This window comes from Pseudomonas flexibilis, assembly GCF_000802425.1.
Classification (GTDB): Bacteria; Pseudomonadota; Gammaproteobacteria; order Pseudomonadales; family Pseudomonadaceae; genus Serpens; species Serpens flexibilis.
The window spans coordinates 90,489-103,227 of record NZ_JRUD01000002.1 but is presented as its reverse complement, the minus strand read 5'-3'; the positions used below and the strand labels follow the sequence as shown (position 1 = coordinate 103,227).

13 protein-coding genes are annotated in these 12,739 nt (G+C 66.4%); 9 read left to right on the top strand and 4 right to left on the bottom strand.

Annotation, left to right across the window (positions count from 1 at the left end; all coding sequences use genetic code 11):
• Window positions 1–163 precede the first annotated feature (163 nt).
• From SF06_RS01065 to lnt, 4 genes are all read left to right on the top strand, one after another.
• Window positions 164–1,198 (top strand): PhoH family protein, encoded by a 1,035-nt coding sequence (locus SF06_RS01065; RefSeq protein ID WP_027591156.1) that lies wholly within the window; start codon window positions 164–166, stop codon window positions 1,196–1,198.
• Window positions 1,191–1,649 (top strand): rRNA maturation RNase YbeY, encoded by a 459-nt coding sequence (gene ybeY, locus SF06_RS01060; protein ID WP_027591155.1) that lies wholly within the window; start codon window positions 1,191–1,193, stop codon window positions 1,647–1,649. Before SF06_RS01065 ends, ybeY begins: the two co-directional genes overlap by 8 nt.
• An 11-nt stretch (window positions 1,650–1,660) precedes the next feature.
• Window positions 1,661–2,497, top strand: a complete 837-nt coding sequence (locus SF06_RS01055; RefSeq protein WP_027591154.1) for a CorC family transporter — start codon at window positions 1,661–1,663, stop codon at window positions 2,495–2,497.
• 133 nt (window positions 2,498–2,630) lie between these two features.
• Window positions 2,631–4,166 carry an apolipoprotein N-acyltransferase gene (gene lnt / locus SF06_RS01050; protein WP_039559443.1) on the top strand — a complete coding sequence of 512 codons (1,536 nt, stop codon included), beginning with the start codon at window positions 2,631–2,633 and terminating at the stop codon, window positions 4,164–4,166.
• On the opposite strand, the gene SF06_RS01045 is transcribed toward lnt, so the two are convergent.
• Window positions 4,147–4,557 carry a hypothetical protein gene (locus SF06_RS01045; RefSeq protein ID WP_027591152.1) on the bottom strand — a complete coding sequence of 137 codons (411 nt, stop codon included), beginning with the start codon at window positions 4,555–4,557 and terminating at the stop codon, window positions 4,147–4,149. The two genes, lnt and SF06_RS01045, sit on opposite strands and share 20 nt — an antisense overlap.
• Before the next feature lie 237 nt (window positions 4,558–4,794).
• Here SF06_RS01045 and leuS point away from each other — a divergent pair, with 237 nt between their 5' ends.
• From leuS to SF06_RS01020, 5 genes are all read left to right on the top strand, one after another.
• Window positions 4,795–7,407 carry a leucine--tRNA ligase gene (leuS, locus tag SF06_RS01040; protein WP_039559441.1) on the top strand — a complete coding sequence of 871 codons (2,613 nt, stop codon included), beginning with the start codon at window positions 4,795–4,797 and terminating at the stop codon, window positions 7,405–7,407.
• Window positions 7,408–7,458: 51 nt separating this feature from the next.
• The gene (locus tag SF06_RS01035) at window positions 7,459–8,019 is read left to right on the top strand and encodes an LPS-assembly lipoprotein LptE (protein WP_052199672.1); all 561 of its coding nucleotides are present in this window, start codon (window positions 7,459–7,461) and stop codon (window positions 8,017–8,019) included.
• Window positions 8,016–9,053, top strand: coding sequence for a DNA polymerase III subunit delta (gene holA, locus SF06_RS01030; protein ID WP_027591150.1), 1,038 nt, complete (start codon window positions 8,016–8,018; stop codon window positions 9,051–9,053). Before SF06_RS01035 ends, holA begins: the two co-directional genes overlap by 4 nt.
• A gap of 116 nt (window positions 9,054–9,169) precedes the next feature.
• Window positions 9,170–9,325 carry an alternative ribosome rescue factor ArfA gene (gene arfA, locus SF06_RS01025; protein ID WP_037009343.1) on the top strand — a complete coding sequence of 52 codons (156 nt, stop codon included), beginning with the start codon at window positions 9,170–9,172 and terminating at the stop codon, window positions 9,323–9,325.
• Between the two features lie 56 nt (window positions 9,326–9,381).
• Window positions 9,382–10,647, top strand: coding sequence for a lytic murein transglycosylase (locus SF06_RS01020; RefSeq protein WP_039559439.1), 1,266 nt, complete (start codon window positions 9,382–9,384; stop codon window positions 10,645–10,647).
• A gap of 142 nt (window positions 10,648–10,789) precedes the next feature.
• On the opposite strand, the gene lipA is transcribed toward SF06_RS01020, so the two are convergent.
• From lipA to SF06_RS01005, 3 genes are read right to left on the bottom strand one after another with little or no spacing between them, the layout of a single operon-like run.
• Window positions 10,790–11,764, bottom strand: a complete 975-nt coding sequence (gene lipA / locus SF06_RS01015) for a lipoyl synthase (protein ID WP_027591148.1) — start codon at window positions 11,762–11,764, stop codon at window positions 10,790–10,792.
• Window positions 11,761–12,420, bottom strand: coding sequence for a lipoyl(octanoyl) transferase LipB (gene lipB, locus SF06_RS01010; protein WP_039559438.1), 660 nt, complete (start codon window positions 12,418–12,420; stop codon window positions 11,761–11,763). Before lipB ends, lipA begins: the two co-directional genes overlap by 4 nt.
• The gene (locus SF06_RS01005; RefSeq protein WP_037009339.1) at window positions 12,420–12,692 is read right to left on the bottom strand and encodes a DUF493 domain-containing protein; all 273 of its coding nucleotides are present in this window, start codon (window positions 12,690–12,692) and stop codon (window positions 12,420–12,422) included. Before SF06_RS01005 ends, lipB begins: the two co-directional genes overlap by 1 nt.
• Window positions 12,693–12,739: the final 47 nt, after the last annotated feature.

Genomic DNA, 12,739 nt, shown 5'->3' with positions numbered 1-12,739 from the left:
CCCAGCCGCGAAGCTCGCGGACAAGTCCGCTCCCACAGGCGCCGCTCCGGCTGCTCGCCGACACGACGAATAACCGCCCGCTGACGCGCCCCAGCTTCCCGCCCGACCTCCCCGGCGCTATTCTTGCCGCCATCGTTATCTGCCCAAGGCACCTATTAGCCCCTTGAACACATCCACCGAGCACCACCATTTCACCCTCGAACCCTTCGAAGCCCGTCGCTTCGCCAATCTCTGCGGACAATTCGACGAACACCTGCGCCTGATCGAACAGCGCCTGGCGGTGGAAATCCGCAACCGGGGCAACCAGTTCGAGCTGGTCGGCGACAAACGCCACACGCAGAACGTCGAGAACCTCCTGCGCCGCCTCTACCGCGAAACCAAGAGCGTCGAACTCTCGCCCGAGCTGGTCCACCTGTTCCTGCAGGAGTCGGCCATGGTCGAGCTGGAAGCCGGCAAGGCCGACGCCGGGGTCGCGCTGCGCACCAAGAAGGGCATGATCCGCCCGCGCGGCGCCAACCAGCAGCGCTACGTCAAGGCGATCCTCGACAACGATATCAACTTCGGCATCGGCCCGGCCGGCACCGGCAAGACCTACCTGGCCGTTGCGGCTGCCGTGGACGCGCTGGAGCGCGAACAGGTGCGACGCATCCTGCTGGTGCGTCCGGCGGTGGAAGCCGGCGAGAAGCTCGGCTTCCTGCCTGGCGACCTGGCCCAGAAGATCGACCCCTACCTGCGACCGCTCTACGACGCGCTGTACGAAATGCTCGGCTTCGAGCACGTGGCGCGCCTGATCGAGAAGCAGGTAATCGAGATCGCGCCGCTTGCCTACATGCGCGGCCGCACGCTGAACAACAGCTTCATCATCCTCGACGAGAGCCAGAACACCACGCTGGAACAGATGAAGATGTTCCTGACCCGCATCGGCTTCGGCTCCACGGCGGTGATCACCGGCGACATCACCCAGGTCGACCTGCCGCGTGGCACCAAGAGCGGCCTGGCCCACGTGATCAAGGTCCTCAAGGACGTGCCGGGCATCAGCTTCACCCACTTCCAGCCCAAGGACGTGGTGCGCCACCCGCTGGTGCAGCGCATCGTCGAGGCCTACGAGCGCTTCGAGGACGAGCAGGCCACCAGCCGCTCGAACCGCCACGTCCCCGCCGACAACGACCCGGGCGCGCGGACCGACGACCATGCTTGAGCTGGATCTGCAGCTGGCCAGTAACGGCCAGCACCCGGCCGAGGCCGATTTCCGTCGCTGGTGCGAACTGGCCCTGCGCCAGCGCAGTGGCGATTCGGAGCTGACCATCCGCCTGGTCGATGAAGACGAGGGCCGCGAGCTGAACCGCACCTGGCGGCACAAGGACTACGCCACCAACGTGCTGTCGTTCCCGGCGGACGTACCCGACGAATTCCTGGATATCCCGCTGCTCGGCGACTTGGTGATCTGTGTGCCAGTGGTCGAGCGCGAAGCGGCGGAACAGGGCAAGACCCCGGAGGCCCACTGGGCCCACCTGGTCATCCATGGCTGCCTCCATCTGCTTGGCTACGACCACATCGAGGATGCCGAAGCCGAGGAAATGGAAAGCCTGGAACGCGATCTGCTGGCCGAACTGGGGTATCCCGACCCCTACGCCGGCGATGACTACTGAGCAAAGGAACCATGAGCGTAGATCGATCTAGTGAACACAGGTCCTGGCTGGAACGGATCACCCAGGCCTTTGTCCATGAGCCTCGCAACCGCGAGGAACTCCTGGAGGTCCTCCAGGATGCCCACGAGAACCACCTGCTCGACCGGCAGGCCCTTTCCATCGTCGAGGGCGCCATCCAGGTCGCCGATTTGCAGGCCCGCGACATCATGGTGCCGCGCTCGCAGATGGTCACCATCCGCGCCGACCAGACACCTCGCGAGTTCCTGCCGATGATCATCGAGGCCGCGCACTCCCGGTACCCGGTCATCGGCGAGGGCCCCGACGACGTGCTTGGCATCCTGCTGGCCAAGGACCTGGTGCCGATGATGCTGCAGCATCCCGACCAGCCGTTCGATCTGCGCTCGATCCTGCGCCCGGTCACCTTCGTGCCGGAGTCCAAGCGCCTCAACGTGCTGCTCAAGGAATTCCGCAGCACCCGCAACCACATGGCCCTGGTGATCGACGAATACGGCGGCGTGGCCGGCCTGGTCACCATCGAGGACGTGCTGGAGCAGATCGTCGGCGACATCGAGGACGAGCACGACGTCGAGGAAGACAGCTACATCAAGCCTCTGCCCAGCGGCGACTTCATCGTCAAGGCGCAGACCCCGCTGGACAGCTTCAACGAGTTCTTCGAGAGCGAATTCCCCGAGAACACCTTCGATAACGTTGGCGCACTGGTTGTCGATGCCTTCGGCCACCTGCCCAAGCGCAACGAAGTAACCGAGATCGGCGGCTACCGCTTCCGCATCCTCACCGCCGATAGCCAGAACATCCATCTGCTGCGCCTGACGCCGATGGAGTCTTAGCAGCACGGCTGTGTGGGAGCGGACTTGTCCGCGAGCTCCGCTCCCACAGAAAGTGCAACAACCTTCCACCTTGCCGAGCACGGCGCATTGCCGCTAGCCTCCCGGCTCCTCCGTATTCGCACAAGGATTGCCCATGCGCTGGATCACCCAGCCCGGCTGGATCGGCCATGTCATCGCCCTGGCCGCCGGCGGCCTGACGCCGCTGGCTTTCTCACCCTTCGATCTGTGGCCCCTGCTGCTGCTGTCCATCGCCCTGTTCTACCTGGGCCTGCGCACCGTCAGCGGTCGCGCTGCCGTGGCGCGCGGCTGGTTCTACGGCTTCGGGGTGTTTGCGGCGGGCACCAGTTGGGTCTACGTCAGCATCCATGACTACGGCGCCGCCTCGGTGCCGCTGGCGTTGCTGCTCACCGTGGCCTTCGTGGCCGGCCTTGGCCTGCTGTTCGCATTGCTGGCCTGGCTGTGGGCGCGCTGGCTGCGCAGCGGCACGCCGCTGGTCGATGCAGTGGCTTTCGCCGCGCTCTGGGTGGCGCTGGAAGCCTTCCGGGGCTGGTTTCTGACAGGCTTCCCGTGGCTGTTCGCCGGCTACAGCCAGCTGTACGGCCCGCTGGGCAGCCTGGCACCGCTGGGCGGCGTGTGGCTGCTGTCGTTCCTGCTGGCGCTGTCCGCCACGCTGATCGTCGAGCTGGCGCGCGTACGCGACAGCAAGCTCCTGCTGGGCACCGCGCGGCTGTTGTTGTTCACCCCCTGGCTGGTCGGCCTGCTGCTCGGCGGCTACAGCTGGACCACGCCCAAGGGCGAGCCGCTCAGCGTCGTCGCCCTGCAGGGCAATGTGCCGCAGCTGCTCAAGTGGGAACCGCAACAGCTCAATGCCCAACTGGCGCTGTACCGGGACATGACCCTGAACGCGCCCCGCGCGGACTTGATCGTCTGGCCGGAAACCGCAGTGCCGGTACTACGCCATCATGTGGAGTCTTATCTGGCGGCCATGGGCGCGCATGCCCGCGAGCGCGGCGCCGCGCTGATCACCGGCCTGCCCGTTCGCCAACCAAACGCCGAGGGCGAGCTGCGCTACTACAACGGGCTGACCAGCCTGGGCGAAGGTTCCGGCACGTATCTGAAGCAGAAGCTGGTGCCGTTCGGCGAGTACGTACCGCTGCAGGATGTGCTGCGCGGGCTGATCGAGTTCTTCGACCTGCCGATGTCCGACTTCGCCCGCGGCGACGCCGACCAACCGCTGCTGCAGGCGCGCGGTTACCAGTTGGCGCCGTTCATCTGCTACGAAGTGGTTTACCCGGAGTTTGCCGCCGGCCTGGCGGCGCAGAGCGACATCCTGCTCACGGTCAGCAACGATACCTGGTTCGGCTCCTCCATCGGCCCGCTGCAGCACCTGCAGATGGCGCAGATGCGCGCCCTGGAAGCCGGGCGCTGGATGATCCGCGCTACCAACAACGGCGTCACCGCGCTGATCGACCCCTTCGGCCGCATCAGCAAACAGCTCCCGCAGTTCCAACAGGCCACCCTGCAGGGCGACGTGGTGCCGATGCAGGGCCTGACGCCCTACCTGCGCTGGCGCGGCTGGCCGATGGCACTGCTGGTGACGGGGCTGCTGGGCTGGGCGCTGTACCGCCGCCAGCGGCTGCGCTCCAGCCTCACGCCTCCGCGGCCCTGAACAGCCGCGAACCGCAACCCGGGCAGGCCCCCGCCCCTGTTCCCGGGTGCGGCGCGCCACACAGCGCACAACGCAGCGATGTCCGCCCCAGGCGCGACCGGCTCGGCCGCTCACCCTGGCGTTCCGCCAGCGCCTCGGCACGTGGAGGACGCTGAAGCAGTTCCAGCTCCTCCGCGGCGGCATGCCAGCCCCGCAGCCATTGCACGTCGTGGCTCAGGTAGGCGCGCACCAGGGAGACCTCGGCGGGACTGAGCCCCGTCACCTCCAGTTCGCCCGCCGCGGACAGGCGTCTGCGCGGCAGGCGCTCGGCCCTGTCGAGGGCCAGTTCCATGCGCTGGAGCAGTCGCCCGTAAAGGCCTTCCGTACGCGGCAGGCTGCGCTGTTCGATCATTCGTGACATGGCCGTAGCTCCGTCCCCGGCAAGGGTCGCACCGATGTGGAAACCACTGCGCCGCCCTGTCCCCCACATGGCTGCAGCTCCTGAGTCGAAGCTTAGCGCCGCCCCCTGACGGACAATCCCCCCGCGACCAACGGCGCCCGCCGGTACACCGGGTTTCCCTAGTCGGACAGGGGTCATGTATGCTAGCGAGCTTTCGAATTCCCCTCCCTTTCCCCAGCGCCAGTAGCCATGCACGAACAGTATCAGCCCAGCGAAATCGAACCCGCCGCGCAGTCCCACTGGGACGCCAAGGACTCCTTCAAGGTCAACGAACAGCCCGGCAAGGACACCTACTACTGCCTGTCGATGTTCCCCTACCCGAGCGGCAAGCTACACATGGGGCACGTGCGCAACTACACCATCGGTGATGTGATCGCCCGTTACCAGCGCATGCTGGGCAAGAACGTGCTGCAGCCGATGGGCTGGGACGCCTTCGGCATGCCGGCCGAGAACGCCGCCATGAAGAACCAGGTGGCGCCGGCCAAGTGGACCTACGAGAACATCGCCTACATGAAGGCCCAGCTGAAGAGCCTGGGCCTGGCGATCGACTGGTCCCGCGAAGTCACCACCTGCAAGCCGGACTACTACCGCTGGGAACAGTGGCTGTTCACCCGCCTGTTCGAGAAGGGCGTGATCTACCGCAAGAACGGCACCGTGAACTGGGACCCGGTGGACCAGACCGTGCTGGCCAATGAGCAGGTGATCGACGGCCGCGGCTGGCGCTCCGGCGCGCTGGTCGAGAAGCGCGAGATCCCCATGTACTACTTCCGCATCACGGCCTACGCGGAAGAGCTGCTCGCCGACCTGGACAAGCTCGATGGCTGGCCCGAGCAGGTCAAGACCATGCAGCGCAACTGGATCGGCAAGAGCTTCGGTGCCGACATCGTCTTCGACTACGATGTCGACAGCATCGGTATCGACGGTCAGCTGAAGGTCTATTCGACCCGTCCGGACACCCTCATGGGCGCCACCTACGTGGCCGTGGCCGCCGAGCACCCGCTGGCCACCCGCGCCGCCGAGAACAATCCGGCACTGGCCGCGTTCATCACCGAATGCAAGGCCGGCTCCGTGGCCGAGGCCGACATGGCCACCATGGAGAAGAAGGGCATGCCCACCGGGCAGTTCGTCATCCATCCGCTCAACGGCCAGAAGCTGCCGGTTTTCGTGGCCAACTACGTGCTGTGGGGCTACGGCGAAGGCGCCGTGATGGCCGTGCCGGCCCACGACGAGCGCGACTTCGAGTTCGCCAACAAGTACCGTCTGCCGATCGTTCAGGTGTATGCCGCCGAGGGCAAGGAATTCAGCACCAGCGAGTGGCAGGACTGGTACGCCGACAAGGCCGGCCTGACCACCGTCAATTCCGCCAAGTACGACGGCCTGGATTTCCAGGGTGCCTTCGACGCCATCGTCGCCGACCTGGAAGCCGCCGAGCACGGCGCGCGCAAGACCCAGTTCCGCCTGCGCGACTGGGGCATCAGCCGCCAGCGCTACTGGGGCTGCCCGATCCCGATCATCCACTGCCCGAGCTGCGGCGACGTGCCGGTGCCGGAAGACCAGCTGCCGGTCGTGCTGCCCGAAGACGTAGTGCCGGACGGTAGCGGCTCGCCGCTGGCCCGGATGCCCGAGTTCTACACCTGCACCTGCCCGAAGTGCGGCGCCGCCGCCAAGCGCGAAACCGACACCATGGACACCTTCGTGGAGTCCTCCTGGTACTTCGCCCGCTACGCCTCGCCACAGTACGACCAGGGCATGGTCGACCCGACCGCCGCCAACCACTGGCTGCCGGTGGACCAGTACATCGGCGGCATTGAGCACGCCATCCTGCACCTGCTGTACGCGCGCTTCTTCCACAAGCTGATGCGCGACGAGGGCCTGGTGAACTCCGACGAGCCGTTCACCAACCTGCTGACCCAGGGCATGGTGGTCGCCGAGACCTACTACCGCACCCTGCCCAACGGCGGAAAGGATTGGTTCAACCCGGCGGACGTGGAGATCGAACGCGACAGCAAGGCCAAGATCGTCGCCGCCCGGCTGAAGAGCGACGGCCTGCCGGTGGAAATCGGCGGCACCGAGAAGATGTCCAAGTCCAAGAACAACGGCGTGGATCCGCAGGCGATGATCGAAGCCTACGGCGCCGACACCTGCCGCCTGTTCATGATGTTCGCCTCGCCGCCGGACATGAGTTGCGAATGGTCGGATGCCGGTATCGAAGGCGCCAACCGCTTCCTGCGCCGCGTCTGGCGCCTGGCCCACAGCCACGTCAGCGCCGGCCTGCCGGGCGCGTTGGACATCGCCAGCCTGACCGACGAGCAGAAGGCCATCCGTCGAGCCATCCACCTGGCCATCAAGCAGGCCAGCACGGATGTCGGCCAACACCACAAGTTCAACACCGCCATCGCCCAGGTGATGACCCTGATGAACGTGCTGGAGAAGGCCCCGACCGCCAGCGAACAGGATCGCGCCCTGCTCCAGGAAGGCCTGGAAACCGTGGCCCTGCTGCTGGCGCCGATCACCCCGCACATCTGCCACACGCTGTGGCAGCAACTGGGCAAGAGCGGCGACATCATCGACGCCGCCTGGCCGAGCGTCGACGAAAGCGCCCTGGTGCAGGACACCCTGACCCTGGTGGTACAGGTGAACGGCAAGCTGCGCGGCCAGATCGACGTGCCGGCCAGCGCCAGCCGCGAGGACGTCGAAGCCGCCGCCCGCGCCAACGAGAACGTCCTGCGCTTTACTGAAGGCCTGACGATTCGCAAGGTGATCGTGGTTCCCGGCAAGCTGGTCAACATCGTCGCCAACTAACCGTGCCCATCGCCCCGGAAGTACCGGGGCGAGCCCCATGGAGGTCCACCGATGCCGCATCGCTTCCTGTTGATTGTCGCCACCGCGCTGCTGCTTGGCGCCTGCGGTTTCCAACTGCGCGGCACCGGGGACGGGGAGGCGTTCGCCCTGCGCGAGCTGGACCTGCGCGCCGAAGACCGCTACGGCGATGCCTCCCGGCAGCTGCGTACGCTGCTGGAAAACCGTGGCGTGCGCGTGCATCCCGGAGCACCCTATCAACTGGTGCTGCTGGAAGAGAGGGTCGACCAGCGCACCGCCAGCTTCACCAGCGGGGCGCGCAGCGCCGAATACGAACTCACCGCCGCCCTGGACTACCAGATCCGCAGCCGCCAGCATCCGCTGCTGGAAAACCGCCTGGAAACCCAGAAGGTGGTGGCCCACGACCAGAACAACCTGATCGGCTCGGAACAGGAGCGCCAGCAGCAGCTGGAGGAAATGCGCCGCGATCTGCTGCAGCAACTGGTGCGCCGCCTGCAGGTGCTCTCCCCCGCAGAGCTCGAACGCCTCGACGCCCAGGCCACGGCCAAGGCGCAAGCCGAACAGCGCGCCGCGTCCGAATCCGCCAACCCATGAAGCTGTCCCCCGCCCAGCTGGGCAAGCACTTGCAAGGACCGCTGGCCCCGGTGTACGCCGTAAGCGGCGATGAGCCGCTGCTCTGCCAGGAAGCCTGCGACGCCATCCGGTCCGCCGCCCGCAGCCAGGGCTTCGGCGAACGCCAGGTGTTCCATGTGGAAGCCAACTTCGACTGGGGCCAGCTCTACGAGGCGGGCGCCAGCCTGTCGCTGTTTGCCGAGAAACGCCTGATTGAACTGCGCCTGCCGTCCGGCAAGCCCGGCGACAAGGGCGCCGCCGCGCTGCTCGACTATCTGGCGCGCCCGGCCGAAGACTCCGTGCTGCTGCTGCAACTGCCCAAGCTGGACGGCAGCGGCCAGAAGACCAAGTGGGCCAAGGCACTGATCGAGGGCCAGGCCAGCCAGTTCATCCAGATCTGGCCGGTGGACGCCCAGCAGTTGCCGCAATGGATCAACCAGCGCCTGGGCCAGGCCGGCCTGGCTGCCACCCCGGAAGCCGTGGAACTTATCGCCGCCCGGGTGGAAGGCAATCTGCTGGCCGCCGTGCAGGAGATCGAGAAACTCAAGCTGCTGGCTGATGGCCAGAAGGTCGATGCAGCCACCGTGCAGGCCGCCGTGGCCGACAGCGCCCGCTTCGATGTCTTCGGCCTGATCGACGCCGCCCTGGCCGGACAGGCGCCGCACGCGCTGCGCATGCTGGAAGGGCTGCGGGGTGAAGGCCTGGAAGCGCCGGTGATTCTGTGGGCGTTGGCTCGCGAGGTGCGCCAGCTGGCCAACCTGGCGTTCCAGCATGAACAGGGCCTGCCGCTGGAGCGGGCCTTCGCACAGTGCAAACCGCCGGTATGGGACAAGCGCCGCCCGCTGCTATCACGCGCGCTGCAACGCCACAGCGCCCGTCGCTGGGGCCAGTTGCTGCGCGACGCCCAGCAGATCGATGCACAGATCAAGGGCCAGGCCGCCGGCGATCCCTGGGCGGGCCTTGCCAGTCTGACGCTGCACATCGCCGGGCTGCGTCTGCCGCTGCCGAGCCAGTAACAGGCGGCGGCCGGAAAAGCGCCGACCCGCCCTACGACCAAGGCCAGATCAGGCTGGACAATTTCTGCACAACCCCTATGATGCGCGCCAGTCAACCGACCGTCCGGAGAACCTGCATGGCCAAACAACCCAAGCGGCCGAACAAGGCCAGATCGCTCATCGCCCAGCCCCTGTTCCGCAGCCGCCAGGAACAGCCCAAGAAGGGCAAGGGCAGCTACCGCCGCGAAGCCTCCCAGCGCAACTGGGAGGCTTCCGTCGTTCTGGCCGCCTGAATTTTTTCAGCCGTGATAAGGTCTTGTACCGTAAGTCGATTTCGAGACCGCTTCGCATGCCGTTCTTTCCGGCCGCCCTTCGGCCTCCTCTGTTGATCGCTTCCACCGCTTTCCTGCTCATCGCCGCCAGCCTGCCGCTTCCCTCCAGCGCCGAAGTGCGCCAGAGCCCGGCCGAGATGCGCGAGGAACAGATCAGCTTTGCCAGCTGGCTCACCGAGTTTCGCCGCGAGGCACTGCGTGCAGGCATAGCCCCGGATATCCTCGATGCCGCGCTGCGCGGCCTGCGCCCCGATCCCCAGGTGATCGCGGCCGACCGCAGCCAGCCGGAGTTCACCCGACCGATCTGGGAATACCTGGACGGCGCCCTGTCGCTACGCCGCCTGACGCGCGCCGAGCAGCTGCTGGAAGAGCATGCCGCCCTGCTACACCGCATCGAACAGCACTATGGCGTGGACCGCCAGGCGCTGGTGGCCATCTGGGGCCTGGAGAGCAACTTCGGGCAGACCCAGGGCAGCAAGTCGGTGATCCGCTCGCTGGCGACCCTGGCCCATGAGGGTCGCCGCCCGGAGTTCGCCCACCAGCAGCTGATCGCCGCTCTGCAGATTCTGCAGCAGGGCGACATCTCGCCCCGCCGCATGCTGGGCTCCTGGGCCGGTGCCATGGGCCAGACCCAGTTCATCCCCACCACTTATCAGCGCTACGCGGTCGATTTCGACGGCGATGGGCGGCGCGATATCTGGAACTCCACTGCCGACGCCCTGGCGTCCACCGCCCACTACCTGCAACGCTCCGGCTGGCGGCTGGGCCAACCCTGGGGCTTCGAGGTCGGGCTGCCGGTGGACTTCGACTACCGGCTGGCCGACCCCCAGGCGCGCAAGACACTGCAGGAGTGGCAGCAGCTGGGCATCAACATCCCCAACCTGCCGCCCCAATACGGCGACCAGGAAGCCAGCCTGCTGCTGCCGGCCGGGCATCTGGGACCCGCCTTCCTGACCCTGGCGAACTTCCGCGCCATCCTCAAGTACAACAACTCCAGCGCCTACGGCATGGCGATCGGCCTGTTCGCCGAGCGGCTGAGCGGCAATGGCGAGATCTCCGCCCGCTGGCCCTATCACGAGCGGCCGCTGTCGCGGGCCGAGCGCATCGAATTGCAGGAGCGCCTGAACCGGCTGGGCTACGACCTCGGAGAGCCTGACGGCATCATCGGCGCCAACAGTCGCCAGGCGATCCGCGCCTTCCAGGTGGACCACGGCCTGGCCGCCGACGGTTTTGCCAGCTCCTCGCTGCTCAAGCGACTGCGTCGGGAGACCGGCAGGCGATAGCCGGCCAGGACTGTGGGAGCGAATTCATTCGCGAGCCTGGGGGGGGCGGCCTGCACCAAGAGCTCGCGGACAAGTCCGCTCCCACAGCCCCGCAGAACGAAAAAAGGCGATCCGAGGATCGCCTTTTCGTTTCCGCACCGGATCAGCTGATCTTCTCGCCGTGAGCCTGCTGATCGGCATGGTACGAGGAACGCACCAGCGGGCCGGACGCCACGTTCTTGAAGCCCATCTTCTCGCCTTCCTCGGCGAACCAGGCGAAGGTGTCCGGGTGCACGAAGCGCTGGACGGCCAGGTGATTGCGCGAGGGCTGCAGGTACTGGCCCAGGGTCAGCATGTCGACGTCATGCTCGCGCAGGCGGTGCATCACTTCGATCACTTCATCATCGGTCTCGCCCAGGCCGAGCATCAGGCCGGACTTGGTGGGGACGCCCGGGACGCGCTTCTTGAAGTTCTCCAGCAGGTCCAGCGACCACTCGAAATCCGAACCGGGGCGCGACGACTTGTACAGGCGCGGCACGGTTTCCAGGTTGTGGTTGAACACATCCGGCGGCTCGGTGGCGGTGATGTCCAGCGCGATGTCCATGCGGCCGCGGTAGTCCGGCACCAGGGTTTCCAGCTGCACGTTCGGCGACAGCTTGCGGATCTCGCGCAGGCAATCGGCGAAGTGCTGGGCGCCGCCGTCGCGCAGGTCGTCGCGGTCTACCGAGGTAATCACCACATAGCGCAGGCGCAGGTCGGCAATCGCCTGGGCCAGGTTCAGCGGTTCGTCGGCATCCAGCGGCTTGGGTCGGCCGTGGCCCACGTCGCAGAACGGACAGCGACGGGTGCAGATGTCGCCCATGATCATGAAGGTGGCGGTACCGCCAGAGAAGCACTCGCCCAGGTTCGGGCAGGAGGCTTCTTCACAGACGCTGTGCAGGCGGTGCTTGCGCAACAGTTGCTTGATGCGGTCCACCTCGGGCGACACCGGCACTCGCACGCGGATCCAGTCCGGCTTCTTGGGCAATTCCTCGGTGGGGATGACCTTGACCGGAATGCGCGCCACCTTCTCGGCGCCACGCAGCTTGGTACCCGTTTCCAGCTTGGCCGGCTTGCCGGCGTTTTCCTGACTGCTCATAGCGATTCGATCCCGCCCTCGAGGGCCTTGAAACCTGCATAGTCGAGGTGTGTGACGAGCTGATCGCGCAAGCGGGCACTCACCTCGGAAAAATCGATAGGCCGACCCAGCAGGTCACGCAGCTGGGTCATGGCCAGTCCGGCATAGCCACAGGGATTGATGCGCCGGAACGGCTGCATGTCCATGTCCAGATTGAGCGCCAGGCCATGGAAGGAGCAGCCGCGGCGGATGCGCAGGCCCAGCGAGGCGATCTTGGCACCGTCGACATAGACGCCCGGGGCATCGGGGCGCGCCGCCGCCGAAACACCGTAGCCCGCCAGCAGATCCACCAGACTCTGCTCGATGCGGCTGACCAGATCGCGCACGCCCAGGTTGTGTCGGCGCACATCGATCAGCAGATAGACCACCAGCTGGCCGGGGCCGTGGTAGGTCACCTGGCCGCCACGGTCCACCTGCACCACGGGGATGTCACCGGGAAACAGCACATGTTCGGCCTTGCCGGCCTGGCCCTGGGTGAAGACTGGCGGATGCTGCAAAAGCCAGATCTCGTCGCCGGTCTGTTCATCGCGCTCCTGGGTGAAGCGCTGCATGGCCTGCCAGGTCGGCAGGTATTCCACCAGGCCGAGCTCACGCACCCCCAGCAGCCCGGCCGCCATCAGAGCACCATGTGCACGCGCCCGGTGGCGCGAAGATCCATATGGATGGCCTGCAACTGGTCAGGACCGGAGGCGGTGATCAGCACCTGCACGGACATGAAGCGACCCTTGCTGCTGTCCCGCATGACCAGGGTGTTTTCGTCAAAATCGGCCACATGCCGGCGCATGATCTCGATGACCAGCGCGGCGAAGCCTTCGCCGGCGTCGCCGATCACCTTGATGGGGTAGCGCTCGCAGGGAAACTCGATTTTTGGAGCTTGTACGTCGTTCATAACCACAACTTCTGTAGATGGACTCGTGATCCACAAGCACGAAAGCC